Origin of the sequence: uncultured Aliiroseovarius sp., from assembly GCF_947497285.1 — a bacterium.
Lineage (GTDB): Bacteria > Pseudomonadota > Alphaproteobacteria > Rhodobacterales > Rhodobacteraceae > Aliiroseovarius.
The window spans coordinates 172,078-198,217 of sequence record NZ_CANMFT010000006.1 but is presented as its reverse complement, the minus strand read 5'-3'; the positions used below and the strand labels follow the sequence as shown (position 1 = coordinate 198,217).

The 26,140-nt window shown below is 59.2% G+C and carries 27 protein-coding genes; 12 read left to right on the top strand and 15 right to left on the bottom strand.

What is annotated here, in order from left to right:
- Positions 1-34 precede the first annotated feature (34 nt).
- The 8 genes from secD to Q0864_RS12300 are packed head-to-tail and all read left to right on the top strand — an operon-like array spanning position 35 to position 6,582.
- A complete protein-coding gene (gene secD, locus Q0864_RS12335; protein ID WP_298570424.1) occupies positions 35-2,665 on the top strand; it encodes a protein translocase subunit SecD in 2,631 nt (876 codons plus the stop codon).
- Positions 2,658-3,413, top strand: a complete 756-nt coding sequence (locus tag Q0864_RS12330; RefSeq protein ID WP_298570413.1) for a TSUP family transporter — start codon at positions 2,658-2,660, stop codon at positions 3,411-3,413. The genes secD and Q0864_RS12330 overlap by 8 nt, the downstream gene beginning before the upstream one ends.
- Positions 3,414-3,442: 29 nt before the next feature.
- On the top strand, positions 3,443-3,796 hold the full coding sequence (locus Q0864_RS12325) for an Mth938-like domain-containing protein (RefSeq protein WP_298570393.1): 354 nt from the start codon (positions 3,443-3,445) through the stop codon (positions 3,794-3,796).
- Positions 3,797-3,806: 10 nt separating this feature from the next.
- On the top strand, positions 3,807-4,448 hold the full coding sequence (gene ccmA, locus Q0864_RS12320) for a heme ABC exporter ATP-binding protein CcmA (protein WP_298570382.1): 642 nt from the start codon (positions 3,807-3,809) through the stop codon (positions 4,446-4,448).
- Positions 4,445-5,101 (top strand): heme exporter protein CcmB, encoded by a 657-nt coding sequence (ccmB, locus tag Q0864_RS12315; RefSeq protein ID WP_298570373.1) that lies wholly within the window; start codon positions 4,445-4,447, stop codon positions 5,099-5,101. Before ccmA ends, ccmB begins: the two co-directional genes overlap by 4 nt.
- A 51-nt stretch (positions 5,102-5,152) precedes the next feature.
- Entirely contained in the window at positions 5,153-5,887 is a 735-nt protein-coding gene (locus tag Q0864_RS12310) for a heme ABC transporter permease (protein ID WP_298570364.1), read from the top strand.
- On the top strand, positions 5,880-6,035 hold the full coding sequence (locus Q0864_RS12305) for a heme exporter protein CcmD (RefSeq protein ID WP_298570354.1): 156 nt from the start codon (positions 5,880-5,882) through the stop codon (positions 6,033-6,035). Before Q0864_RS12310 ends, Q0864_RS12305 begins: the two co-directional genes overlap by 8 nt.
- The gene (locus Q0864_RS12300) at positions 6,028-6,582 is read left to right on the top strand and encodes a DsbE family thiol:disulfide interchange protein (RefSeq protein ID WP_298570345.1); all 555 of its coding nucleotides are present in this window, start codon (positions 6,028-6,030) and stop codon (positions 6,580-6,582) included. The genes Q0864_RS12305 and Q0864_RS12300 overlap by 8 nt, the downstream gene beginning before the upstream one ends.
- A gap of 4 nt (positions 6,583-6,586) precedes the next feature.
- On the opposite strand, the gene Q0864_RS12295 is transcribed toward Q0864_RS12300, so the two are convergent.
- Together Q0864_RS12295 and acnA are read right to left on the bottom strand one after the other, a co-directional pair.
- The gene (locus Q0864_RS12295) at positions 6,587-6,787 is read right to left on the bottom strand and encodes a hypothetical protein (RefSeq protein WP_298570337.1); all 201 of its coding nucleotides are present in this window, start codon (positions 6,785-6,787) and stop codon (positions 6,587-6,589) included.
- A gap of 124 nt (positions 6,788-6,911) precedes the next feature.
- Complete coding sequence (gene acnA / locus Q0864_RS12290; protein WP_298570329.1) at positions 6,912-9,602, bottom strand: aconitate hydratase AcnA; 2,691 nt, start codon at positions 9,600-9,602, stop codon at positions 6,912-6,914.
- 230 nt (positions 9,603-9,832) lie between these two features.
- On the opposite strand from acnA, the gene Q0864_RS12285 reads away from it, so the two are divergent.
- Positions 9,833-10,567, top strand: coding sequence for a DUF1223 domain-containing protein (locus tag Q0864_RS12285; protein WP_298570319.1), 735 nt, complete (start codon positions 9,833-9,835; stop codon positions 10,565-10,567).
- Between the two features lie 4 nt (positions 10,568-10,571).
- Here the strand turns inward: Q0864_RS12285 and Q0864_RS12280 are convergent, their stop codons facing one another.
- The 10 genes from Q0864_RS12280 to Q0864_RS12235 form a co-directional block, all read right to left on the bottom strand.
- Positions 10,572-11,459 (bottom strand): lauroyl acyltransferase, encoded by an 888-nt coding sequence (locus tag Q0864_RS12280; protein WP_298570310.1) that lies wholly within the window; start codon positions 11,457-11,459, stop codon positions 10,572-10,574.
- A 120-nt stretch (positions 11,460-11,579) separates the two neighbouring features.
- Positions 11,580-12,695: a FliG C-terminal domain-containing protein gene (locus tag Q0864_RS12275; RefSeq protein ID WP_298570302.1), complete on the bottom strand. Its 1,116-nt coding sequence runs from the start codon at positions 12,693-12,695 to the stop codon at positions 11,580-11,582.
- A 74-nt stretch (positions 12,696-12,769) separates the two neighbouring features.
- Positions 12,770-12,931, bottom strand: a complete 162-nt coding sequence (locus Q0864_RS12270; RefSeq protein WP_298570294.1) for a hypothetical protein — start codon at positions 12,929-12,931, stop codon at positions 12,770-12,772.
- Between the two features lie 75 nt (positions 12,932-13,006).
- The gene (gene purB, locus Q0864_RS12265; RefSeq protein WP_298570285.1) at positions 13,007-14,314 is read right to left on the bottom strand and encodes an adenylosuccinate lyase; all 1,308 of its coding nucleotides are present in this window, start codon (positions 14,312-14,314) and stop codon (positions 13,007-13,009) included.
- 131 nt (positions 14,315-14,445) lie between these two features.
- On the bottom strand, positions 14,446-15,951 hold the full coding sequence (locus Q0864_RS12260; protein ID WP_298570276.1) for a replicative DNA helicase: 1,506 nt from the start codon (positions 15,949-15,951) through the stop codon (positions 14,446-14,448).
- A gap of 146 nt (positions 15,952-16,097) precedes the next feature.
- Positions 16,098-16,778, bottom strand: coding sequence for an orotate phosphoribosyltransferase (locus Q0864_RS12255; protein ID WP_298570267.1), 681 nt, complete (start codon positions 16,776-16,778; stop codon positions 16,098-16,100).
- Between the two features lie 24 nt (positions 16,779-16,802).
- Positions 16,803-17,843, bottom strand: coding sequence for a dihydroorotase (gene pyrC / locus Q0864_RS12250; RefSeq protein WP_298570261.1), 1,041 nt, complete (start codon positions 17,841-17,843; stop codon positions 16,803-16,805).
- A gap of 93 nt (positions 17,844-17,936) precedes the next feature.
- The gene (locus Q0864_RS12245; protein WP_298570252.1) at positions 17,937-18,380 is read right to left on the bottom strand and encodes a hypothetical protein; all 444 of its coding nucleotides are present in this window, start codon (positions 18,378-18,380) and stop codon (positions 17,937-17,939) included.
- A gap of 58 nt (positions 18,381-18,438) precedes the next feature.
- The gene (locus Q0864_RS12240) at positions 18,439-19,386 is read right to left on the bottom strand and encodes a phosphoadenosine phosphosulfate reductase (RefSeq protein ID WP_298570243.1); all 948 of its coding nucleotides are present in this window, start codon (positions 19,384-19,386) and stop codon (positions 18,439-18,441) included.
- A gap of 133 nt (positions 19,387-19,519) precedes the next feature.
- Positions 19,520-20,566, bottom strand: coding sequence for a glycosyltransferase family 2 protein (locus tag Q0864_RS12235; protein ID WP_298570475.1), 1,047 nt, complete (start codon positions 20,564-20,566; stop codon positions 19,520-19,522).
- 227 nt (positions 20,567-20,793) lie between these two features.
- Between Q0864_RS12235 and Q0864_RS12230 the strand changes: the two genes are divergently transcribed.
- Complete coding sequence (locus Q0864_RS12230) at positions 20,794-21,816, top strand: XdhC family protein (RefSeq protein WP_298570234.1); 1,023 nt, start codon at positions 20,794-20,796, stop codon at positions 21,814-21,816.
- On the opposite strand, the gene Q0864_RS12225 is transcribed toward Q0864_RS12230, so the two are convergent.
- A complete protein-coding gene (locus tag Q0864_RS12225; RefSeq protein WP_298570224.1) occupies positions 21,813-22,433 on the bottom strand; it encodes a trimeric intracellular cation channel family protein in 621 nt (206 codons plus the stop codon). The two genes, Q0864_RS12230 and Q0864_RS12225, sit on opposite strands and share 4 nt — an antisense overlap.
- A 150-nt stretch (positions 22,434-22,583) precedes the next feature.
- Between Q0864_RS12225 and Q0864_RS12220 the strand changes: the two genes are divergently transcribed.
- A complete protein-coding gene (locus Q0864_RS12220) occupies positions 22,584-23,216 on the top strand; it encodes a class I SAM-dependent methyltransferase (RefSeq protein WP_298570208.1) in 633 nt (210 codons plus the stop codon).
- A gap of 99 nt (positions 23,217-23,315) precedes the next feature.
- Here the strand turns inward: Q0864_RS12220 and infC are convergent, their stop codons facing one another.
- Positions 23,316-23,861, bottom strand: a complete 546-nt coding sequence (infC, locus tag Q0864_RS12215) for a translation initiation factor IF-3 (RefSeq protein WP_298570474.1) — start codon at positions 23,859-23,861, stop codon at positions 23,316-23,318.
- A 204-nt stretch (positions 23,862-24,065) separates the two neighbouring features.
- Here infC and Q0864_RS12210 point away from each other — a divergent pair, with 204 nt between their 5' ends.
- Positions 24,066-24,650, top strand: a complete 585-nt coding sequence (locus tag Q0864_RS12210) for a hypothetical protein (RefSeq protein WP_298570189.1) — start codon at positions 24,066-24,068, stop codon at positions 24,648-24,650.
- Between the two features lie 619 nt (positions 24,651-25,269).
- Here Q0864_RS12210 and Q0864_RS12205 read toward each other — a convergent pair.
- Entirely contained in the window at positions 25,270-26,124 is an 855-nt protein-coding gene (locus Q0864_RS12205; protein ID WP_298570473.1) for a ferredoxin--NADP reductase, read from the bottom strand.
- Between the last annotated feature and the right edge of the window lie 16 nt (positions 26,125-26,140).

The following is a 26,140-nucleotide window of genomic DNA, read 5'->3' as shown; positions in this document are numbered from 1 at the left end:
ATCTCGACATCAAAGACTTATAGGGCAGGGGCTCATGCTGCAAATCGCAACTTGGAAACGTCTTGTGATCTGGGGGCTGACGGTCCTTGGCCTCTATTTTGCGGCACCGAACGGGTTCTATGACCGGGTCGAAGTGCACAATGATGCGGTCAAGGCCATCGAAGCCACCGGGACCACACCCGAGCTTGAGGCCGATCGCAGTGCATGGCCCGACTGGGCGCCAAACAGTCTTGTGAACCTTGGGCTCGACCTGCGCGGGGGCGCGCATCTGCTGGCCGAGGTTCAGGTCGAAGATGTCTATGGCGCGCGGATGGATGCGCTTTGGCCCGAGGTGCGCGACGTGTTGCGTGAAGAACGCGCTACGGTCGGCACCATTCGCCGGCAAGACAGCGCCCCACAAGAATTGCGCGTCAAGGTTTCTCAGCCTGATGGGCTGCCCCGTGCCATCGAACTGGTGCAAACGCTGGCCCAGCCGGTTGTCAGCCTGTCCGGCGTCGGATCGACGGATATCGAGGTGGCAGCAGGTCGCGAGGGCGAGCTTGTCGTGACCCTGTCCGAGGCGGAACGCGTTGCAACCGATGACCGCACCATTCTGCAATCGCTTGAAATCATTCGCCGCCGCGTGGACGAGGTCGGCACCCGCGAACCGACCATCCAGCGGCAGGGCGACACCCGCATCCTGATCCAAGTGCCGGGCATCGGCAGTGCGTCAGAGCTGAAAGAGATCATTGGCAAAACCGCCAAGTTGACATTTCACCCCGTGGTCGGCCGCACCACGGACGCGGGCGCGACACCGGGGCCGCGCAATGTGATCTACCCCTCGCTTGACGAAAGCGGCGTGTTCTATGAGCTGGAAAAAACCCCCGTCGTTACCGGGGAAGAACTGAACGACGCGCAACCGGCCTTTGACCAGAACGGCCAACCGGCCGTGAATTTCCGGTTCAACGTGTCCGGCGCGCGCAAATTCTGCGACTATACCGGCGCCAATGTCGGCGCCCCCTTCGCGATCGTTCTGGACGCCGAGGTCATCTCTGCCCCACGCATCAACGAACAGATTTGTGGCGGGTCGGGGATCATCACCGGGAATTTCTCGATTGATGAATCGACGAACCTCGCGGTTCTTCTGCGCGCAGGCGCCCTGCCGGCGGAATTGACCTATGTCGAAGAACGCACCATCGGGCCAGAGCTTGGGCAAGACAGCATTGATGCTGGCAAGGTCGCCTCGCTCGTCGCGTTTCTTGGCGTGCTGGTCTTTATGGGGCTGGCCTATGGCTGGTTTGGCGTGATTGCCAATGTGGCGCTGATCCTCAACGTGGGAATGATTTTCGGCCTGTTGTCGATGATCGGGGCCACGCTGACCCTGCCGGGGATCGCCGGGATCGTGTTGACCATCGGGATGGCTGTGGACGCCAACGTGCTGGTGTTTGAACGTATCCGAGAAGAGCTGAAATCCGGGCGAGGTCCCGCGCGCGCCATCGAACTTGGTTATGAAAAGGCACTGTCCGCCATTCTGGACGCCAATATCACTACCTTCATCACAGCCGTGATCCTGTTTATCATGGGGTCCGGCCCGGTGCGCGGTTTCTCGATCACGCTGGGGCTGGGGATTTTGACCTCGGTATTCACAGCGATTTTCCTGACCCGGCTGATGCTTTTGATGTGGTTTGAACGCAAGCGCCCGCGCGAGCTTGAAATCAAGGGCATACGCTTGGCGCCGCAAAACCGGGTGTTCGATTTTTTCCGCACATCCGTCACAACGCTCGGGGCTTCGGGTTTGGCGATGGTGGCCTCTGTTTTGCTGTTCCTGATTGTCGGTCTGAACTTCGGGATCGACTTCCGCGGCGGCACGACCATCCGAACCGAAAGCACACAGGCTGTGGATGTCGGGGTGTATCGCGACGCATTGGCGCCGCTGGGGTTGGGCGATATCTCGATCGCGCAGGTTTTCGACGTGAACTTTGCCGAAGACCAACACGTGGCCCAGATCCGCATCGAGGCGCAAGAAGGGCAAGAAGCCATCACGCCCGAGACCATCGAGGTCATCGAGCAGGCATTGATAGCGGTCGATCCTGCGATCACCTTCCCCAGCGTGGAAAGCGTTGGTCCGAAGGTGTCGGGCGAGCTGGTGACCACGGCTATTCTGTCCGTGATTTCAGCCCTCGCTGCGGTGCTGGTGTATATCTGGCTCAGGTTCGAATGGCAGTTCAGTCTGGGCGCGGTAATCTCGCTTGTGCATGACGTCGTGCTGACTATTGGTGTTTTCAGCCTTCTGGGAATCAAGTTCGACCTTGCAATCATTGCGGCGCTTCTGACCATCGTCGGTTATTCGCTGAACGACACTGTGGTTGTCTTTGACCGTGTGCGCGAGAACCTGCGCCGCTACAAAAAGATGGACCTGAAAGAGGTTCTGAACCTGTCGATCAACGAAACGCTGTCGCGCACGATGATGACCTCTGTCACGACGTTGTTGGCATTGATCGCGCTCTATGTTCTGGGCGGAGACGTGATCCGAGGCTTCGTTTTTGCGATGATCTGGGGTGTGATCGTGGGGACCTATTCGTCGATCTTCATTGCATCGGCAATTCTGTTGAAGCTGGGTGTGAAGCGCGACTGGTCCAAGCCTGATGCGAACGCAGGCAACCAGTTCTCAGACGTAGATGCCTGACTTTCTGGCGCAAGCCCTGGCGCTGCCGGGGCTTGGCTGGCTTGTCATCATAGCATTTGTCGCCGGGCTGGTGCGTGGGTTTGTCGGGTTCGGCACGGCCTTGATCTTTCTGCCGGTGGCGGCCCAGATCACAGATCCCGTTTGGGCAGTGACGGTGCTGATTGTGATGGATCTGGCTGGACCTGCTCCCGCGATCCCGCGCGCCCTGAAAGACGGACACCCCAAAGATTTACTGAGACTGGTATTGGCCACCGCGCTGGCCCTGCCTTTGGGGCTATTGGTGCTGTTCGCCGTCGATCCCCAGTGGTTCAAGCTGGCGGTGTCCGTGATCAGCCTGATCATGCTCGCAGCCCTGATGACGGGAAAGCGATATGGCGGAGAAGTCACGCCGCCCGTCGTCTGGTCCACCGGTGGCATTGCAGGGTTGCTCGGCGGGGCCGCGGGTATTCCCGGCCCGCCCGTCATCCTGCTCTACATGGCGTCTTCCCATCCGGCGCGGGTGATCCGTGCGAACACGACAGCCTATCTCTTTTTCTTCGACCTGATGATGCTGGCGGGGGTCTTCATTGCCGGACGGTTGGCGGGTCTGCCGTTGATTCTTGGGCTGATTGCCATGCTGCCCAACCTATTGGGCAATCTTGTCGGCGGCGCGGCCTTTCGCCCCGGATACGAATCCCTCTATCGTAACGTGGCTTATCTGATCATTGCGGCGTCCAGCCTGTCCGGGCTTTACGCTGCCCTGTTCTGACCCAACCCGCCCAATCACAAGGACCCGACATGCAATTTCATGAAGTCAAATATGACAGCGCCCAACCGGTTGACGGCTATGGTCCCGGCTTTTTCCGTGTCGCGGGAGACGTGATACAAGGCGGCATTCTTTTGACCGAGGATACAGTGAAAAGCTGGAGCGGCCCCGACGACCTTGCGCCGTTGCTGGCGATGGCGGGCCGGATCGACGTGTTGTTTTTTGGAACCGGTGCAGACCCGGCCCACCCGCCCGCAGCTTTTCGAGAAGCCTTGGAAGAAGTCGGGATCGGGGTCGAGGCCATGGCCTCTGCGCCGGCCTGCCGCACCTATAATGTGCTCGTCGCCGAGGGGCGGCGCATTGCGCTGGCCGCCCTTCCGGTCTAAGGCTTCTTTCATGAAGATGAAGGTCGAAAACCTGTCTGTTGCGCGCGGAGGCGTGCCGGTTCTTGAAGGGCTGAATTTCACCCTCGCGCCCGGTCAGGTGTTGATCCTGCGCGGGCCAAACGGGTCCGGTAAAACCACGCTTTTACGCACCCTTGCCGGACTGCAGCCGCCGATTGCAGGTGCCATTTCCGCCGACCCTGAAAACATCACCTACGGTGCCCACGCCGACGGGTTGAAAGCCACGCTGACGGTCGAGGAAAACCTGACATTCTGGGCGTCTGTCCATGGCATCGACACGATCGCGCCTGCGGTCGAAGGTTTTAACCTGAGCGGCCTGACACACCGCCCTTCGGCCAACCTGTCGGCCGGTCAGAAACGGCGCCTTGGGTTGGCGCGCCTCTTGGTCACCGGGCGCCCGATATGGCTTTTGGACGAACCGACGGTATCGCTTGATGTGGCTTCAGTTGGCTTGTTTGCCGACGCAGTGCGCGCCCATGTCGCCGGAGGCGGGGCGGCTCTGATCGCCACCCACATTGATCTGGGGATCGATGCCGACACCTTGGATATCGGTCCATTTCGCGCCGATCCCAAACGCGGGCGGGACGTTCAGCATCGCGATGGCTATGCCGATTTCGACGAGGCCTTCTTATGATCGCGCTGTTGATCCGGGATATGCGACTTGCGATGCGCGCAGGCGGGGGCTTTGGGCTGGGCTTGGCGTTCTTCCTGATCGTGTCCACCCTCGTGCCATTTGGCGTTGGGCCCGAAGCGGCAATCCTGTCGCGGATCGCACCCGGCATCCTGTGGGTGGGCGCGCTGTTGGCCTGCCTGCTGTCGCTCGACCGCATCTTTCAGTTGGATTTTGAAGACGGGTCGCTGGACCTTCTGGCGACCGCTCCGATCCCGATGGAGGGCACGGTTGCAATTAAGGCGCTGGCGCATTGGCTTGTCACCGGTCTGCCACTTACCCTTGCTGCACCCGCCTTTGGGGCCTTGATGAACCTGCAATCGCCAGGGCATTTTTGGATCTTCGTCACGCTATTGATCGGCACGCCCGCGCTGTCGATGATCGGTGCATTCGGCGCGGCCCTGACCGTTGGGTTGAAACGCGGTGGGCTGTTGCTGTCGCTTCTGGTGCTGCCGCTTTATATCCCGACCCTGATTTTCGGCGCCGAGGCCGCGACGCGCGGCACAGCAGGTCTGTCGGCCCTGACGCCGCTTTTGATGATGGCCGGGATCACCGCCGGGTCCATCGCCCTTTTACCGTTTGCCGCAGCTGCGGCACTTCGCATCAACCTTCGATAATGTGAACGCGCCTTGCTTGCAGCAATCACCGCCACCGAATAAAGGAAGCATATGTCACTTTGGGAATTCGCAAATCCGGTTAAGTTCATGGCGCTCAGCGGCAAGGTTTTGCCGTGGGTGATTGCATTGGCCGTGTTGACTTTGGTGCCGGGCATGGTCTGGGGCTTCTTTTTCACCCCCGAAGCCGTCAATTTCGGAAACTCGGTCAAGATCATCTATATCCATGTGCCGTCTGCAATGATGGCAATTAATATTTGGGCGATGATGCTGGTCACCTCACTGATCTGGATCGTCCGTCGCCACCATGTCTCGGTTCGGGCGGCCAAGGCCGCCGCGCTGATCGGTGTCACCATGACGGTCATCGCGCTGATCACCGGCGCGATCTGGGGCGAGCCGATGTGGGGCACCTACTGGGCATGGGATCCGCGGCTGACCAGCTTTTTGATCCTGTTTTTGTTCTACCTTGGCTACATGGCGCTGTGGGCTGCGATCGAAGACCCGGATACGGCGGCGGACCTGACCTCGGTCCTGTGTATCGTCGGATCCGTCTTTGCGTTGCTCAGCCGCTATGCGGTGAATTTCTGGAACCAAGGCTTGCACCAAGGCGCCTCGCTGTCGGTGGACAAAGAAGAGCACGTGGCCGATGTCTACTACCTGCCGCTGCTTTTGTGCATCGCTGGCTTTGTCTTGCTGTTTGTCGCCCTTGTGTTGATCCGTACCCGCACCGAGCTGCGCTTGGTGCGCCTGCACCGCCTGGAGATCCGTGAAAGGATGAAAGATGCTTGAGCTTGGCAAATACGAAGGCGCGATCCTGTCGTCGTGGGGCGTGACCATCGCCCTGCTTGCAGCATTGGTTTTTGTGACGTGGCGGCGATCGGTTGCCGTGAAACGAGCGCTGGAAACAGCGGAAAAAAGGGCATCTGACAATGGCTGAAGAAAAGAAAAAAGGCATTTCGTGGTTTATGCTGCTGCCCCCGGTGCTGTTCCTCGGGTTGGCGGTCATGTTCATGTGGGGCATGAAGCAAGAGGACAGAAATACGCTGCCCTCGACCCGTGAAGGCGGCATGGTGCCTGCGTTGCAACTGACCGCGTTCGAAGGGGCCGAGGGGTTCACTCAGGATGACCTGACCAATGGTGGTGTGAAGCTGGTGAATTTCTGGGCCAGCTGGTGCGCACCTTGCCGGGCTGAGCACCCGCAGTTGGAGACGCTGGCCGAAGAGGGCGTGGTGATCAACGGGATCAACTACAAGGACGATCCGGCCAACGCGCGTCGTTTTCTTGAGCAACTGGGCGACCCGTTTGCCAAGCTGATGGCTGATGCAGACGGGCGCACGGGTCTGGACTGGGGCCTATACGGTGTGCCGGAAACGTTCATTATTGCCGCCGACGGCACCGTGGTGAAACGCTTTGCCGGGCCGATCACCGAAAGCATTCTTGAAAGCGTCATCCGTCCGGCAATTGCCGAGGCCGCTGCGCGCTGACCCGTCAGCCGACCGTTACCAACAACACGACGAACGCCAAGAACGCCGCCGCTTCGACCAGAGGCGGCGTCGGTCGTTTGCGCCGGTGTGCACCGGCGACAAAACTGCCCATGTCAGTTTCCGTCAGACGGGCAGGCAAGGGCGAAGGCGGGGTAGGGGTCGATTTCTGGGTCATCTGCTCATCAAACCTGATAGCAATTAACATCGCGTTTCTTTGGTCTGTTCCGTGTGGAAACACTATGTATCCGACTTTGCACCAGCCCCCGACACAGAGTGACACAAAAAAGGGCGACCCGAAGGCCGCCCCATTCTATTGTGTTCAATCGCGCTTACGACTTAGCGAGGTTACGCAGAACGTAGTGCAAGACACCGCCGTTCTCGACGTATTCAATCTCGACTTCCGTGTCGATCCGGCACTTCAGCTCGATCTCTTGCACCGAACCATCGGCAAATGTGATCTCGCAAGGGACGTTCGACAAGGGTTTCAGATCGCCAGCCAACCCTTTGATCGAAACGGTTTCTTCGCCGGTCAGACCCAAGGATTTGCGGGTGTCGCCGCCGGTAAATTCGAACGGGATCACACCCATGCCAACCAGGTTAGAGCGGTGGATACGTTCGAAGCTTTCGGCGATCACGGCCTTGACGCCCAGAAGGCTTGTGCCTTTGGCCGCCCAGTCACGCGATGAGCCTGCACCATATTGTTCGCCACCAAAGACGACCAGCGGAGTGCCAGCGTCTTGATAAGCCATCGAGGCGTCATAGATTGACGTCTGCTGACCGTCAGGGCCTTTGGTATAGCCGCCTTCGACGCCGTCCAGCATCTCGTTCTTGATGCGGATGTTGGCAAACGTGCCGCGCATCATGATCTCGTGGTTGCCGCGACGCGACCCGTAGGAGTTAAACTCGCGCGGGGCGACCTGCCGTTCGGTCAGATACTGACCTGCGGGCGACGAGACAGGGAAAGACCCGGCCGGCGAAATGTGGTCGGTGGTGATCATGTCACCCAGAACGGCCAGCACTTTCGCGCCTTCGATGTCCGAGATCACGCCAGCATCTTTCGACATCCCTTGGAAATAGGGCGGGTTCTGGATGTAGGTCGAGGACGCCGGCCAGTCATAGGTTTCGTCACCGGTCGTCTCAACCGCTTGCCACTTCTCATCGCCTTTGAAGACGTCAGCGTATTTCGATTGGAACGCTTCGCGGGTGACGGTTTGTTCGACCAGTTCGGCCACTTCTTGTGTCGAGGGCCAGATATCTTTCAGATAGACATCATTGCCATCCTTGTCCTGACCGATAGCTTCGGTGGTCAGATCAATATCCATGGTGCCAGCCAAGGCATAGGCTACGACCAGCGGTGGCGAGGCCAGATAGTTGGCGCGCACGTCGGGCGAAATACGACCTTCGAAGTTGCGGTTGCCGGACAGGACCGATGTTGCCACCAGATCGCCTTCGGCAATCGCTTCGGACAGCTCTGCCTGGATCGGACCGGAGTTACCGATACAGGTGGTGCAACCATAGCCCACAAGGTTGAAGCCGATCTTGTCCAGGTCTTCTTGCAGGTTTGCGGCCTCAAGATACGCCGACACAACCTGGCTTCCCGGTGCCAGCGAGGTTTTAACCCACGGTTTGCGATCCATGCCCAGTGCTGCGGCTTTGCGGGCTACAAGGCCAGCGCCGATCATCACGTAAGGGTTCGAGGTGTTTGTGCACGAGGTGATCGACGCGATCACGACCTTGCCCGATTCCATAGTGTAGTCTTCGCCTTTGACAGCGACTTCCTTGCCCATGGGACGCTTGAAGGTTTCTTCCATTTCCTTGCGGAAAGCGTGCTTGGCGTTGGTCAGCGGCACATAGTCCTGCGGCCGTTTCGGGCCCGAGATGGCAGGAACGATGGTGCCCATGTCCAGCGACAGCGTGTCGGTATAGATGGGCGCGTAATCTGCATCACGCCAGAACCCGTTTTCCTTGGCATAGGCTTCGACCAGCGCGATGCGGTCTTCGTCGCGACCCGTGGTGCGCAGGTAACGCAGGGTCTCACCGTCAATCGGGAAGAAGCCACAGGTCGCGCCATATTCCGGCGCCATGTTGGCGATGGTTGCCCGGTCGGCCAGCGGCAGTTTGTCCAGACCTTCGCCATAGAATTCGACGAACTTGCCGACAACACCCATGGTGCGCAGCATTTCGACGACTTTCAGAACAAGGTCGGTGCCTGTTGTGCCTTCCATCATCTCGCCGGTCAGCTCGAAGCCGACGACTTCGGGGATCAGCATTGAAATCGGTTGGCCCAGCATCGCGGCTTCGGCCTCGATACCGCCAACGCCCCAGCCCAGAACGGCCAGACCGTTCACCATGGTGGTGTGGCTGTCGGTGCCGACCAATGTGTCGGGATAAGCGACTTGATCACCGTTCTGATCTTCGTCTGTCCAGACGGTCTGTGACAGATACTCAAGGTTCACCTGGTGACAGATGCCGGTGCCGGGAGGCACAACGCGGAAGTTGTTAAATGCCGACTGACCCCATTTCAGGAAGGTGTAACGCTCAAGGTTGCGTTCGTATTCGCGGTCGACGTTCATCTGGAACGCGCGCGGGTTGCCGAATTCGTCGATCATGACCGAGTGGTCGATAACCAGATCAACCGGGTTCAGCGGGTTGATCATCTGGGCGTCGCCACCCAGCGCCTTGATGCCATCACGCATCGCAGCAAGGTCAACAACAGCAGGCACGCCAGTGAAGTCCTGCATCAGAACGCGGGCGGGGCGGTAGGCGATCTCGCGCGGGTTCTTGCCGCCTTTTTCGGCCCATTCGCTGAACGCCTTGATATCGTCCACGCTGACGGTGCGGCCACCGTCTTCAAAGCGTAGCATGTTTTCCAGAACGACTTTCAGCGCGGCAGGAAGGCGCGAGAAATTGCCAAGGCCTGCAGCCTCGGCGGCGGGGATTGAATAATAAGCGACAGATGAACCACCGGCCTTGAGCGTCTTGCGCGTCTTGGCGGTGTCAGAACCTACGATAATGGTCATTGGAATGGCTCCCTTTTGGTCAGGATACAGGGTTGGGCTGGCTTGCATTTGCCCCAAAAAACGGGTGCGACGCAAGGAGATTCCGGCTTTTTGTATACTATTGCACACCAATAATCGACCCCAATCGCGACTTATCGGCGAAAACTGTAACAAACCCCTCGCAAAACCTTGATTGGCGGGTGGGCAGTTGGCGCGCTATCTAAGAACTGTTCAACGCAGAAAGAGACCCGATGAGAGCAACACTCGCCGTTTTGACGATATGCGCAGCGATCAGTTTTGGAACATTCGCCATGGCGCAGGACCGACCGGTCGTGATCGTCGAGTTGTTTACCTCGCAAGGGTGTTCGTCCTGCCCCCCCGCTGATGCCTTTCTGGGCGAATTGGCGGAACATGATGGCGTCCTGCCGCTGGCCATGCACGTGGATTATTGGGACTATATCGGCTGGAAAGATACATTCGCACGCCCCGAACACACTCTGCGGCAAAAGGCTTACGCCTATGGGTTCGGCACCCGTTCAATCTATACGCCGCAAATGGTGGTCGGAGGTGCTGATCAGGTCGTGGGGAGCCATGTGATGCAGATCATGGAGATATTGCATCGCCATCAGGACGGGGCGCAAAATGTCGCGATGAAGGTCATCAAGGGCGACAATGGTGCGCGTCTATTGCGGGTCGAACGCCAGACCCACCGCAACCTGCCAACAGCGCTCTTCATCCAACTGGTGCGGTTCATTCCGAAAGCCACTGTGGATATCAAACGAGGTGAAAACGCAGGCCGCACCATCACCTCGACCAATGTGGTGACCGACATAAGTTCGTTCGGAAGCTGGGATGGAAAATCGGCGGTCGAATTTGAACTGCCCACGCCAGTTGCCCCCGACGGGCAAGATGCGGCGGTGGTGCTACAGTCGGAGACCAAAGGCGGCTATCCGGGGCCGATCCTTGCCGCGATCCGGTTGGATTGAGCGCTCAGGCTTTCGTGTCTTCGGGCAGTTGCCACCGGTTGTGAATCCAAAGCCACTGGTCCATGTGTTCGCGAACACGCGCCTCGAACCGATCGTTGAAGTCTTGCATCATGGTTTCGGCGTCGCTGTGTTCAATCGGGTTGTCGACCAGGATCTGAAAGTCCACGCCGTTGGGGTCGCGAACCGCAAAGACCGGGACAAACAGCGTGTCATATTTCAACGCCATCTCAGCGACAGCCAGGGTCGTCATTGCGGGGCGGCCAAAAAAGCTGAGGCGTGCGCCCTGGTCTTCACGTTGGTCAAGCAAAATGGCCAGAAGTCCGCCCTGACGCAGATGTTTCACCATCGAAGCCATGCCGCGGCGCGATTGCTCAAACGCCTTGCCTTCAAACCCCTCCATACGCGCCTTGTAGCTTTCGTTGAAATAGGCGTTGGACATCGGGCGATATAAGGCGCCGGTATTATAACCTGCCTGAATCAGAACTGCGCGCGCGGCGTCGTAATTGCCGAAATGGCCTGAAATCGCGATGATCGGGCGACCGGCGTCTTTTGCGGCTTGCAGGGCGGCAACACCCGGACCAGACATCTTGGTGCCCTCCAGATGTTTGTAGAAGGCGTTGCCAGACCACATTTCAGCCAGAAACCGGCCCGTGTTTGTTAAAACGTCACGCACCAACTTGGTCACGTCCTGTTCAGGCAGATCAGGGCAGGCAAGTGCCAAGTTGCGGCGAATGCGTTTGTCATAGCCAGCTATGGGGCCAACGACACGTGACGCAAACCACCCCACCACCGGCAACCGCCAGCGATAAGGTAACAGCCGTGGCAGGTTCAGGACGCCGGCCAGCGCCACATGTGTCAGATAGGGGACGACGCCCCTTTTTTCTTGCACCATCCTGACGGCCTTTCAAAGTGCGATGCCGGGTGATCACCGCACGTGGTAATCTAGGCGCCCAGACATAGCGCCACGGGGCCTGACCCGCAAGCATTTGGCGCGACGGTAAATGCGTATGGCTCAGTCTTCATCTTCGGCGATCAACAGCACTTCGCCCGCAGCCTCAAGTTCGCGGATCTGAGCGACAATCGCAGCCATCGCGGCCTCACCCTCGGCGGCTTTGACCGTGCCGAGATTGTCCATTTCTTCACGGATCTGTTCCGACATGCGTTTGGACATCGAACCAAGGATAAAGTCTGCAACGCTTTCAAGCTTGCCGGTGGCCGCAGCAAGAGCGGTGATCAAAACCGATTGATCAATATCCTTGGTGATTTTAGGCACATCGCGCGGGTCAATGCGGGCCGGGATGTTGGCAAATGTGAAGATCGCTTTGCGCACGGCTGTGGCAAAGGTGCTGTCGTCGGCATCAAGGCCGTCAAGCACCTCGTCACGCGTTGCCGCGGGCGAGAAGTTGAGGATCGCGCCAACCCGTTCGACCGGTCCCGCTTCGAAGGCTTTGGCGGGTTGGGCGTCAAGCTGTTCGGCAAGCGCGCGACCAATTTTTTCCACCACTTCAGGATCAATAGCGCCGGTCAACGATACCGCATATGCGACCTTGCGCGCGCGTGGTCCGGGCAGTTTGCCCAGCAACTCTGCCGCGACGGACACTTTCAGCTTGGACAAAAGCACCGCTGCGATTTCGGTGCTTTCTTGTTCAAGGACGCCCAACAGTAGGTCAGGATCCAACCCAGCAATCGTTGCCCATGGATCGCTTGTCAGTCTGACGCCCGCCATTTTGCGCATGCGCGCGGCGGTGGCGGGGCTGATTGCACCATCAAGAATAGACAACGCGCCTTCAATCCCGCCGGGAAAGGCCAGGCCGATGTTTTCAATCTCCACCACGAATTCGTCTATAACGGATTTCAGCGTTGCGCGATCAATATACCGCATGCTCGACATTTGTCGGATCAGTTCGGTTTGCAGCGCATCTGGTAAGTCTTGCAGCGACAGTGCCGCGCCTTCCGCCAACAGCAAGCGCACGATGATCGCGGCCTTCTGTTTTCTGGACAGGACGGGAGGCACAGCAGACAATTGACCAGCGGCGCCATGATACCCGTCTGAACTGTCAAACGGGCTGGGCGACATTCCCATGTCTGTCGACATGATGTCGGTATTTGCGATATCCAGTGCGGTCAACGCGTGGCCTCTTTGATCTGGTTTTGGCCAGATTGGCACGGTTGAGTTAAGGCGGGCTTACCGCCATCGCTATTTTAGCTTGAAACGGCGTCAACGCAGGCTTGCGTGGCGTCATCCCAAGTCTGACCTGCGTCACAGCTTGCGGCTGTGTGTTCGCCACGTTCGCAGCCCATTGCAACGGAGAGCGTTGGCAAAATGGTCAGCACGAGTGCGCAGATAAGGGTCTTGAAACGCATTGGGGCCTCCTTTCGGAAGCCCCATGATAGCATGAATGTCGCGCGCGTCCAAATGGAGCGCCGCACGTGTCCCGATCAGGTCTCGCCGAACACGCGTTTGAAAATCGTGTCGACGTGTTTGGTGTGATAACCAAGGTCGAATTTTTCTTCGATTCCATCGACACCCAGCGCCTTGACGACGTCTTCATCCGCCAATAGTTCGCCCTTGAAATCGCACCCGGTTTCCCAGACTTTCAATGCGTTACGCTGCACCATGCGGTAAGCGTCTTCGCGGTTCACGCCAGCTTGGGTCAGGGCCAAAAGCACGCGCTGCGACATGACCAGACCAGGGAATTTGTTCATGTTGGCGATCATGTTTTCGGGATAGACCAACAGCTTGTCGATCACCGACGTCAGCCGCGCCAAGGCGAAATCCAGCGTGATCGTGGCATCAGGCCCGATATTGCGTTCGACCGAGCTGTGCGAGATGTCGCGTTCGTGCCAAAGCGTCACGTTTTCCATCGCAGGCACCACGGTCATACGGACCAAACGAGCAAGGCCGGTCAGGTTCTCGGTCAGCACCGGGTTCTTTTTGTGCGGCATCGCGGACGAGCCCTTCTGGCCCATCGAGAAGAATTCGGCCGCTTCCAGCACCTCTGTGCGCTGCATGTGGCGGATCTCGGTGGCGACGTTTTCAATTGACGACGCCACGACACCAAGGGCTGCGAAGAACGCCGCGTGGCGGTCGCGCGGGATGACCTGGGTCGAGATCGGCTCGGGCTCCAGCCCCAGTTTTTCGCAGACATGTTCTTCCACGGCGGGGTCGATATTGGCGAATGTGCCGACAGCGCCGGAAATCGCGCCCGTTGCGACCTCCATCCGGGCTTTCTTCAGGCGGTTCAGGTTGCGGTCCATTTCCGCATAGAAGCGCGCGAAGGTCAGGCCCATGGTGGTGGGTTCAGCGTGGATGCCGTGGCTGCGCCCGATGCGGATCGTGTCCTTGTGTTCAAGCGCGCGGCGTTTCAGAGCGGCCAGCAAGGCTTTGGTATCTTCGATCAGGATGTCCGCTGCGCGCACCAGTTGCACGTTGAAGCAGGTGTCCAGAACGTCCGACGAGGTCATGCCCTGATGCACAAAACGCGCCTCTTCGCTGCCCACATGTTCTGCAAGGTGGGTCAGAAAGGCGATGACATCGTGCTTGGTTTCGGCCTCGATCTCGTCGATGCGCGCCACGTCGAATGTCACGTCCTTGGCTTTCCATACGGCGTCGGCATTTTCGCGTGGGATCACGCCCAGATCGGCCATGGCGTCGCAGGCATGTGCCTCGATCTCGTACCAGATCTTGAACTTGGTTTCAGGCGACCAGATGGCGACCATATCGGGGCGGGAATAACGAGGGATCATGCGGGCAGACCTTTTCGGTTGGTGAGCAGTCGCGCAGGTCATAAACCGCTGCGGCGCGGCAAACAAGAGAAGGGGCGGGGGCCGATGCGGATTCGGGTGATGTTAGCGGCGAGACCGGTCGCAACCGCCCATCAAAATCCGCTGTCTGACCCTTGCTGCCATTTCTGCACAAGATTTCCGAAGCGGGTGAACTGCGCTTCGAACGACAGATCGACAGTGCCGATGGGGCCATGACGCTGCTTGCCGATGATGACTTCGGCCTTGCCGTGCAGGTTCGACATTTCGTCTTGCCATGCGGCCATGCGATCCAATTCATGATCGCCGGGCTTTTCACGTTCCTTATAATATTCTTCGCGGAACACGAACATGACGACATCGGCGTCCTGCTCGATCGAGCCGGATTCGCGCAGGTCTGACAGTTGCGGCCGCTTGTCATCGCGGCTTTCGACCTGACGGCTAAGCTGCGACAAGGCGATGACCGGGATGTTCAGCTCCTTGGCGATGGCTTTCATGCCCATCGAGATTTCAGCGATCTCGTTCACCCGGTTCTCGGCAGTGCCACGGCACAGCTGCAAATAGTCGATGATCAGAAGGTCCAGACCATGTGTCCGCTTCAGGCGGCGGGCACGGGCGGCCAACTGGCTGATCGGCAGCGCGGGCGTGTCATCAATGAACAGCGGGCAGCTTTCCAAATCCTTTGCCGCATCGACAAACCGACGAAACTCGCCTTCGTCCATGTCACCCTGACGGATCTTGTGGGACGAGATTTCGGACGCCTCGGCCAGAATACGGCCTGCCAATTGTTCGGCCGACATCTCAAGCGAGAAAAAGCCGACAACGCCGCCATCAATCGCACCGTCACTGCCGTCAGGCCGCGTGCCTTTCTTGTAGGCCTTCGCCACGTTGAACGCGATGTTGGTTGCAAGCGAGGTTTTCCCCATAGACGGACGACCCGCAAGGATCAGAAGGTCCGACGGGTGCAACCCGCCCAGTTTGGTGTCCAGATCGGACAATCCGGTTGAAATGCCTGCCAGACCACCTTCGCGCTGATAGGCGGCATTGGCGACCTGAACCGCGTCGGTCACGGCTTTCAGGAAGCTTTGAAATCCGCTGTCGGTTTGACCCGCTTCGCCCAGCTTATAAAGCGCCTGTTCGGCTTCAACGATCTGTTCTTTCGGCTCGGACGATATGTCGACTTTCTGCGCCTTGGACGAAATATCCTGACCCAGCTGGATCAACTCGCGACGGATCGCAAGGTCATAGATCATCTGCGCATAGTCGCGGGCCGCGAAGCTGGAAATCGCAGCACCGGCCAGACGCGCCAGATAGGCGGGACCGCCGAGTTCCTTCAGGCCCTCGTCATCTTCCATGAACGCCTTCAGCGTCACCGGGCTGGCAAGTGCGTTTTTCGAAATCCGGCTGGCGGCGATTTCCCAGATGCGGGCATGCACGGGTTCATAGAAATGACCCGCATTGATGATCGAGGCGACACGGTCATAGACGTCGTTGTTCGTCAGGATCGCGCCCAGAAGCTGTTGTTCGGCTTCGATGTGATGGGGCAGGGCATCTTGCACGCCATCGGACTCCGCGGGCTTGCCCGACGCGTCACCCTGTTGAAAGCCACTGATCTCGTTCATCTGCTCACTGCCCCTTTTGTTGGGGATGTTTTACGCGCCCTGACGCGACCACGCAAAATGTATGTTCCTGTGGGAATCCTGTGGATAACGCGACCCTACCATATATGGCGGGGTCATGCAGGAGAATTTCCAGATGTTGCGTTTCGTCAGCCCTGCATCCGCGCTTTTTGCCAGGCGCGGGGGTCTTTCAGGAAGCGTTCCACCTCGTCCAGAGTCTCGGTCGAAAATGTGCCTTGGGCCTTGGCCTCAGTCAGAACATCCCACCATGTGCACAGGTGGATCAATTGAACGCCATGATCGCCAAGGGTTTTTTCCGTCTCGGGGAAAATGTCGTAATAGAAGATCACGGCAGTGGCCGCGCAGGTGGCCCCCGTGTCGCGAATCGCATCGACGAAGCTGAGCTTCGATCCGCCATCCGTGGTCAGGTCTTCGACCAAGAGCACGCGCTGCCCTTCGGTCATCGCGCCTTCGATGCGGGCGTTCTTGCCATAACCCTTCGGCTTCTTGCGCACATAGGTCATGGGCAGGGCCAAGCGTTCGGCGACCATGGCCGCGAAGGGGATGCCCGCGGTTTCGCCACCGGCGATGTTGTCAAACGCCTCGAACCCCGCTTCGCGCATAATCTCGACCGCCATGAAATCCATCAGGGTCGAGCGGATGCGCGGGAAGCTGATCAGCTTACGACAGTCGATATAGGACGGGCTGGGCAGGCCTGAGGCGAGCGTATAGGGCTCGTCGGTGTTGAAGTTCACGGCCCCAATTTCCAACAGCATCCGCGCGGTCAGGCGGGCGATTTCATCCTTGGTGGGGAAGGTCGAAGGGATCATGGGCAGCGGTCCTTGTTCAGTGGTTCAGGCCTCGACCCGCCAGTGCAGCGGAAAACCGGGGTCGAAGGTGGTGACGGTGTGTTCGCCTGCCTGCAACGTGGCAGGATAGGTGATCGGGTCGCCCTTGCGGAGCGTGATCATGTCCTCGTTCACGGGAAGGCCATAGAAGGCCGGGCCGTGGATCGACGTGAAGCCTTCGAGCTTGTCCAGCGCGCCCGCGCCCTCGAAGGTTTCGGCCAGGATCGACATGGCGTTTGGCGCGGTGAAACACCCGGCCGAGCAGCATTCGCTTTCCTTGGCGTGGGTGGAGTGTGGCGCACTGTCGGTGCCGAGAAAGAAGCGAGGGTCGCCCGATATGGCCGCGGCCAACAAGGCCTCGCGGTGTTCGCGGCGTTTCAGGATCGGCAGGCAGTAATAGTGTGGACGCATGCCGCCGACCAGCATGTCGTTACGGTCCAGGATCAGGTGCTGCACCGTGATGGTGGCGCCGATATTGGTGTTATTCGCCTTGATGTAGTCGGCGCCGTCGCGGGTGGTGATATGTTCCATCACCACTTTCAGGTCGGGGGTGGCGCGGCGGATCGGATCCAGCACGCGGTCGATGAAGACAGCCTCGCGGTCGAAAATGTCGATCTCGCTATCGGTCACTTCGCCGTGGACGCAGAGCGGCAGGCCGATCTCGGCCATCTTCTCAAGCACCGGGCGCACCTTGTCAAAATCCTGCACGCCGGACGCCGAGTTGGTTGTGGCGCCCGCCGGGTAAAGCTTCACCGCTTTCACCAAGCCGCTGGCGGCCGCGGCGGCAACATCTGCCGGGTCTGTCTCCTCGGTCAGATAAAGCGTCATCAAGGGTTCAAAGCGCATGTCGGCGGGCAGCGCGGCCATGATGCGGTCGCGATAGGCCTTGGCGTCCGCGTTTGTGACCACCGGGGGCACAAGGTTCGGCATGATGATCGCACGCGCAAAATGACGTGCAGTTTCAGGCAGGACGGCGTGCAGCATCGCGCCATCGCGCAAGTGCAGGTGCCAGTCATCGGGGCGGTGGAGTGTCAGTGTCTGGGTCATCGCTACAGGGCATAGCGCAGGCCCAGACATCGTGCCAGATGATTCGCACCAACCAACCCGGTCAGTGGGCCATCCTTGGCGGGCGCCGTCGGCTTAAGCGTTGATTGGTTCGATCAGATCGAAGTCAGAAAGCTCTGCTTCTGCATCGGGAGGCAATCCGGGCAACAGTGGCTGAAGCGCGACAGGGGTCGGGTGGGTGGTCACATGGGTGTGTGTTTCGTCCCGATAAAATCTGGGATTGGCCAAGATGGCTTGCGGCAGCAAAGACCGATCGAAAACCCGCTTGAGATGTGGTGTGACCGTTACCGTATGTGCAGATCCGGTCAGCGCCCCTGCGTCTTGTCTGTTTGGGTTGGCGGCAGCTGCAAGGCTGGTGAAATGACGCCGCAGCTTATCTTCACGGGCGTGCAGCCAGCGCAGGGCAGCGCGGACTTGCGCCAGTTCGTCGGCAGGGTGAAGGGGCCCCGGAGCGCGCGGGTCTTGCGTCAGGTGCATGGGCAACGGTGTGCCGGTCAGGGGGGTGCGAATCTGTTTCATACCCCAAGCTTCGCGCAGGGAAGGTTAAGACCACCTTAACCAAGCGCGACGGTGTGGATCAGGGGGTTTGAAGGGCCTCCAGCGCTTGTTCGGCCTTGGCCAGTGACCGCTTAAACCGGCGAATGCGTCTGCGCGACAAAACGTTTTTGGACAGCATCTGCACCAGCCTCATGCGCTCGGTGTTTTCCACGCGGGCCAGCAAACGGCGCAGATAGGTGGTGTGATCGCGCCGCGCCCGAAGGGCGGTGTAGCAGGCGGTTTCGGTCAGCGCTCCGTCGGCTGCCAGCTCGACCAATTCACGCGTAACGCCCATTTCCCAAAGGGCGCGCGCCATATCGCTCCCAAGCCAGCGGCTGCGAATGTGATGCACATTGTCGCCGTTGAACAGCGCCGCATGCATCGCGTCTTCTGTGATTTCGGGGTCATATAGCACAAATACGCTATCCGCCACTTCCACCATATCCGGGGCAAACCCATAGCGATCTGAAAACCGGGTCCGCCGCATTTTGGGAAAGCGGCGGTCCCATTCGGTGCGCGTAGGGTCAAGCGTCGCTTGCGGTTGGACGGCGATCACAGTCACTTCCGGGGCGACGACCGAAAAGGCCGCCGCCGCGTAGCCGCACATCCCAGCGCCATAAAAAACAACGCGTTCGAATTCCTCGAAGAAACCATCTTCGACTAGGCGGTCAAAATAGCCAAACACCGTGCGGTCGCGAAACCAGCTGTCTTCATGCGCCAGCAGACACAAATTAGACCACCCGTTTTCGCGCACCAGTTCCCACCCCATGGGCATTTGATCGGGCAGCGTGGCGCGTATGTCGTCAATGGTTTCGAAGGTCACGACAAGCGTCGTGCCTTCGTCTGTCAGGATCGCGGAATGGCGCCCCCCAAGGGGTTCGAAATAGCCGCGCTCTTCGCCCATCGCTTCAATTTCAGCCAACCATTCGGACGGGTCGCTGTCGGACAAATCTATCGCTATCTGCTCGGATCGCAGGTCGTCTTGCATCGCCAGCCCCTTCTTTATTTTGCGTCGCCTGATAGGGATCTCAGCTAGGGAATAAAGCGGGCGGGAATGCGAGGGCAATAGGGCAAAAGAAGGGAGGTCCGAGTTTTTTGACTCGACTGTTTCCACGCGAGCCTCAATCTTTTTTGGCGGCAGCGATTTGTGCAAATTCATATATGTTTTGCGCCAGCGCAGGCGGGACAGGTCGCGCCGGAGGCGTCATGATCAGTCGCCCCATCAGCGCCCGGTTCGCTTCTTCGCGCATCAGCGTTTCGTATCGCTTTCGTCGCCAAACCACAGCGCTGTCGTGCAGCGCGCGAAGCTCGGCATCTGTGTGAAACCGCTCTAGATGGGGGTCGCGCAACGGAACACTCGCGCGGATCGAGAGGTCCTCGACCTCGTTCCAATTGCGTTCGACCCAGTAATCCATCCCCATCGGGCCATCAGCGCGATTAACGCGGCCCCGATCGCATTTCACCACATAGCTTTCCATCGCCCCAAGCGGATAATGGTTAAGCTGCACCAAGCCATAATTCGGACGCGCAAACGGGGAGAAAAGCTGCTTTGTGCGAAAGCTGTCAGGCAGGGCACGCCCTTCGCCGTCGAACCAGTTGACCCGTTCGACCCGCCCTTCGACCGGGGCGCGGGGCCGGTGAACGCCCAGCTTGCGGTAAGCACCCGTGTTGCGAAACAGCGTTTTGAACATGAAGGCACGCCATGGCCAGGCCATCACCTCGGGGGCCGCGCGGGTGAACTGTTCGGTGACGGGCTTGTCTTGATACGAGACACAACCCGCATTGCCAAAAAGCCGCCAGGTCAGCGTGATCGCATCCGCGTCAGGAAGGGCTGCCATCAATGCGGCCAGCGTGTGATCGCCGGCGTGGACGTTCACAAATTCATCGACATCCAGCGTCATCAACCAGTCCGCGTCGCGCACCAGCGGATGCTGGTCCGCCTGCTTGAACCCGGTCCATTGTATGCCACCCTGACCGTAAGGGCCGTCGTTACGAAGATGGGTCAGTTCGCCCATTGCCTGTAACCGGTCAAGCATGGCATCGGTGCCATCATCGCAATCATTTGAAAGCACAAGAAAATCGGTGAACCCAATACCCTTGTGATGGGCCAGCCATTCAAGCAGAAAGGCGGCTTCGTTCTTGACACAGGTCACAGCGGTGATGCGCATGGTCACCGACGTCCCGGGCGACATTGAATCGCTGTCATCATCCACCTGCCTCCTGACCCAAGATCCGACCGGCGCTATGCATTGTGGTCTTGGGGTTCGGTATAAGTGTCAGACCCGCGCATATGCGTCAACATTTGCCCCACCGTCACCTGTGTCGCGGCCAGATTTCCGCTTGCCCTGTCACGTGCGGGTGTCAAGAGTTGGGGCGCAACAGAACTGAGCGTGACATGACCAACCCTTTTACACCCAACACCCCACCTGAAACCGCGCTTGCGTGGCATCGCGCTGGGCGTGGGGTCGCCTTGGTGACGGTGATCGAAACCTGGGGCAGCGCGCCGTGCCCGGTGGGAAGCCAGCTTGTGGTGTCGCAGGACGGCGCGTTCGAGGGGTCGGTGTCGGGCGGATGCGTTGAAGGCGCTGTGGTGCTGGAGGCGCAAGAAGCGCTGGCAGATGCCCTCCCGCGCTTGTTGACCTACGGTGTCTCGAACGGTGATGCCTTTGCCGCCGGGCTTGCCTGTGGCGGCACGATCCGCCTGATGGTCGAACCGATCAGTGACGATCTGGGGCAAGGCTTGCCGGTCGCGCTTCTGGCAGAGCTTGTTGCCCATCGTGCCAGCCGGACACCTGCTGTCTATCAGGTCAATCTTGCGACCTGGGCGCGCGAAGTGATCGACGCGCCATCACAACCCGCGCCCGTCTTGGCGGCCAAGACAGGCGTGGTGGGTGAGCTCTTTTCTGCGGTCCATTTGCCGCCGCTACGTCTGTTTCTTGTCGGCGCGGTGCATATCGCCCAAATCCTAGCCCCGATGGCAGCGGCTGTCGGCATTACGCCCACTGTCATTGACCCGCGCGGCCAGTTTTTGACGGCCGAGCGATTTCCTGGGGTCGCCATCGTCAACGAAGACCCGGAAGACATTCTTCCAAACCTTGGATTGGATGCGCACAGCGCCGTGGTCACCTTGGCCCATGACACCAAGATAGATGATCCAGCACTTGTTCAGGCCATTGCGGGCGGGCCGTTCTATATCGGCTGTCTGGGATCGCGGCGCACCCATGCGGCGCGTTTGGCGCGGTTGCGGGACATGGGGGTCACCGACGACCAGCTTGCGAGGCTTCATGGGCCAGTTGGGCTGGATATCGGTGCCATGGGGCCAGCCGAGATTGCAGTCTCAATTCTTGCCGAGCTGATTGCAACGCACCGGGGTAAACGCCTGCAAGGCCCCGCCGGCCCTGCGTCGCTGCGCGCCTAGTGACCGGCAGCCTTCGGTTTGCGGCGCAGGACAAGCACACGGGCCACAAGAATGACCGAAAAGCTGACAGCAGCGGCCAATGTGTCGTCTGTATAGGCCAACAACAGAAGATAGACGGCCCCTCCGACCAGTGACAGCGTGGCGTAAAGGTCTTCTTTCAACAGACTGGGGGTCATATTGCACAGAAGGTCGCGGATCATCCCGCCTGCTGTGCCGGTGACGCAGCCAATCACGATCGCCAACAAGGGCGATATGCCCGCATCCAGCGCCACCTGAACACCTGTCAGCGTGAACAAAGCCAAGCCAATGGCATCCAGATGCATCAAAACGGACAGCCGCCGCCCGCTTCCGGTCGTCATCCTGCTGGCAAAGGCAAAGCTGATCAGCGCGATGGGGACGGCAACTGCCAGATAGCGGCTGTCGGTGATCCAGAACACCGGGGTCAGCCCCAAAAACAAATCGCGCAAAGTGCCGCCGCCCATGCCGGTCGCAATCGCCAGCACGGTGGCGCCGAACGGGTCCATCTGGACGCGATGCGCCTGAAAGGCAGCCGAGGCCGCCATGACAGCCGTTGCCAGTAGCGACAGCGGGACAAACAAGAACGACAGCGTTTCCATGGCGACACCCTATAGCCCGCGAGGGGCGCCTTGGAAAGCGGCTGCGTTGGCGGCAGTTGCTTAGGCCGAAGGGGGCGGCAATCGGTCTCGTCATTTGTGATGTTCCCTGCCGGTGCGCGGGGATATAGCTTGTGCACAAAGGAGAGCCCGATGACCCAATCCGCGAAGTTCTGGGACAAGATTGCAGAGCGCTATGCGCAATCACCGGTTCGATTCGCAGAAAGCTACCAGCAAACGATGGCGCGCACCCGGTCCTATCTGACGGCAACTGACCGCGTGCTGGAGATCGGAGCCGGAACGGGCTCCACCGCGCTGGAGCTTGCGCCATTGGTGGCGCATCTCACCGCCACCGACTTTGCACCCCAGATGGTCAAAATCGGCGCTGAGAAAGCGCGCACGCAGGGCGTTACCAATATCGACTTCGTGGTCGCCGACGCGCTGGTTCCTGATTTGACCGGCCCTTTTGATGTCGTGCTGGCTCATAACGTGTTGCATCTGGTGGATGATCTGCCCGCCTTGTTGGCGCGGTTGCACGACCTTCTGACGCCCGGCGGCTTGCTGATTTCGAAAACGCTGTGCAGACCACAGAGGCGCGGGCCGCTGATCTATTACGCGCTGCGGCTGTTGCTGCCGATCGCGCAAGCGCTGGGCAAGGCGCCTGCCCTGAATTTCATGAGCGTCAAACAGCTGGAAACGGCTCTCACCGATCAAGGGTTCGAGATCATCGAAAGCACCACCACACCGGCCAAGGAACTGCGGCGCTATATCGTGGCGCGTCGCTAAGGTCGGACGACGCGGGGGCGTTGGCCCTGAGTAAAGCCATGGCACAAACGAAAAACGCCCCGCAACCGCGAGGCGTTTTGTGCGTTGTTTCAAAACCGCTTACTTGGGCATCGGGCCGATCATCATGACCATCTGGCGGCCTTCCATCTTCGGCATGTTTTCGACCTTGCCGATTTCCTTGACGTCCTCGGACACGCGGATCAGCAGGTCACGCCCCAGATTCTGGTGCGCCATCTCGCGGCCACGGAACCGAAGTGTCACTTTGACTTTGTCGCCGTTCTCAAGGAACTTCACAACATTGCGCATCTTGACGTCATAGTCATGCGTGTCTGTATTGGGACGGAACTTGACCTCTTTGACCTCGATGGTCTTTTGCTTCTTGCGCGCTTCGCTTTCGCGCTTCTGCTGTTCATATTTGAACTTGCCGAAATCCATGATCTTGCACACGGGCGGGGTCGCGTTGGGCGAAATCTCGACCAAATCCAGGCCGGCTTCTGCCGCCATTACCATGGCTTGGGCGGGCGTAACCACGCCAGCGTTTTCGCCATCCGCGCCAATCAGGCGAATTTCGGTGGCCTTGATGCGTTCATTTACGCGGGGGCCGGTGTCGCGCTGCGGGGGCGCGTTATGAGGTCTGCGGGCTATGGTGTCATTCCTTCTGACGTTTCTGTAATCTCTGGAAGCGGAAGGTAAAGCGACCATCCGCGCCTTTCAAGCCGATAGTTGGCGTTTTGACGCTCATCTTCGCGAAGGCCCCTTGTGCATGCCGTGTGGAAGCTGCACATGCCTAGGCATGACAGCGCACGGGGGGACGCCCGGCGCACCAATGAAAAAGCTGAGGATATTGAGATGAACAAGTCAATCATTGCCCTGCTGGTCGTGATCGCCGCCCTTTTCGGTGGCTATAAATGGTACGAAGGCAACCAAGCCAAAATCAACGCCGAACAAGCCGCTGCAGAAGCTAAAGCTGTGGAAGACGCCGCCGCCGAAGCCGCTGCAAAAGCCGAAGCGGAAGCCGCTGCTGCCGCTGCTGCTGCCACCGAGGCCGCTGAACAGGCTGCTGCCGAAGCGGCTGCTGCTGCTGAACAAGCTGCCACTGAAGCGGCCGAAGCCGCCGAGGCTGCGACTGACGCGGCCACGGACGCCGTCGAAGGCGCCACAGATGCTGTTGAAGGCGCTATGGAAGCTGTCAGCGACGCCGTGGAAGGCGTGGTTGGTGACAGTGCAACCGACGCTGATGCGGCAGGCGGCGCTGCAACTGACGCGTTGACCAAACAGGGCTTCGACGCCACCAAAGTGAACGAGATGATCGACAGCTCGTCGCTGGGCGACGCTGAGAAAGCGGGCCTGAAAGCCGCAGTCGAAGCCGCAGCAAGCAACCCGGCGCTGCTGGACGCTGCGATCAATCAGGTGAAAGCCGCGCTGGGCATGTAAGCCACATTCGCAGCCGAAAACACAACGCCGCGCGGGAAACTGCGCGGCGTTTTTTGTGGCCATCAGGGTCGTTGTGAACTGTGGATCGTGCTGTCAGCCACCAATGGAAACATTGACTATTTCAGACCTTGGCATACCAAGGCTCGACAATGAAAAGCGATTTCGCTAGCTCATACAAATGCCGCGAATTCTTCCGACAATCTGTCTCGTATCTGTTACTGTGACGCTGACAATACTAACCATTGTTGCAATCGACATTATTGTGCCGCCAGCCGGCACCATTGGATACCAATATGATTTCATTAAGTCTTGGAAAGCGATTCTAACTGCTTATGTTCTCTTTTTTGTGTCTGGTGTATTTCTGGCTGTCTTGTCTCCGATCTATCTGTTTCGATTTCGCCGCGAACGGGAGTTGTCCACAGGCTTTCTGATTTTCAGCGTCGTTGCTGCTTTGCTAACGTTTTTTGGCTATAGCTGCCTGCATGGTCTGTAGTTGGGTTTGCTTGCAGGAAACGAAAAAGGGCGGACCGATGGTCCACCCTGTTGTACTATTGGCGGTTCTCGACATTTGGCTGTGCCAAACGTCTGTCACCTGATTGGCGAAAGCCGTGCTCGCACCTTACTCCAAGAACGCCTTTTCAACCACGTACTGCGCTGGTTTCGAGTTCGCACCTTCTTCCAGACCTGCTTCTTCCAGCAGTTCCTTGAGCTCAAGGTTGAAGGGCAGGTTGCCGCAGATCATCGCGCGGTCGTTTTCGGGGCAGAGCGGGTCGATGCTCAGATCCTCGAACACCTCGCCCGAGCGGATCAGGTCGGTGATCCGGCCCATCTTCGGGCTCTCTTCGCGGGTGGTGGTCGGGTAGTATTTGATCTTCTTCCAGAAGCCTTCGCCGATCACCTCGTTCAGAAGTTCATCTTCCTTCAGCGCCTCGATCAGGTTGCGGCCATAGGTCAGCTCGCCCACTTCGCGGCAGGTGTGGGTGATGATCACCTCGTCATAATCCTCATAGGTCTGCGGCTCGCGCAGCAGCGACGCGAAGGGCGCAAAGCCAGTGCCGGTGGCGAAGAACCAGATGCGTTTGCCGGGGATCAGCGCGTCATGCACCAAGGTGCCGACAGGCTTGGGGCGCAGGATGATCTGGTCGCCTTCCTTGATGTGCTGCAGTTTCGAGGTCAGCGGGCCGTCTGGCACCTTGATCGAGTAGAACTCCAACTCTTCATCCCATGACGGGCTGGCAATGGAATAGGCCCGCAAAAGCGGTTTTTGCTTGCCGGTCTTGGGGTCCGGGTCGCCCATCAGGCCGATCATCACGAATTCGCCTGACCGGAAGCGCAGGGTTTGCGGCCGGGTGCAGCGGAACCGGAACAGGCGGTCGGTGTAATGCTCCACCTCGGTCACGGTTTGCGCGTCGGGCAGGGTGGGCACGGGTTTCACTTTGGCTTCAGCATCCATCACGGGCGTCACTTTGTTCATATGCATCAGCGGGGCA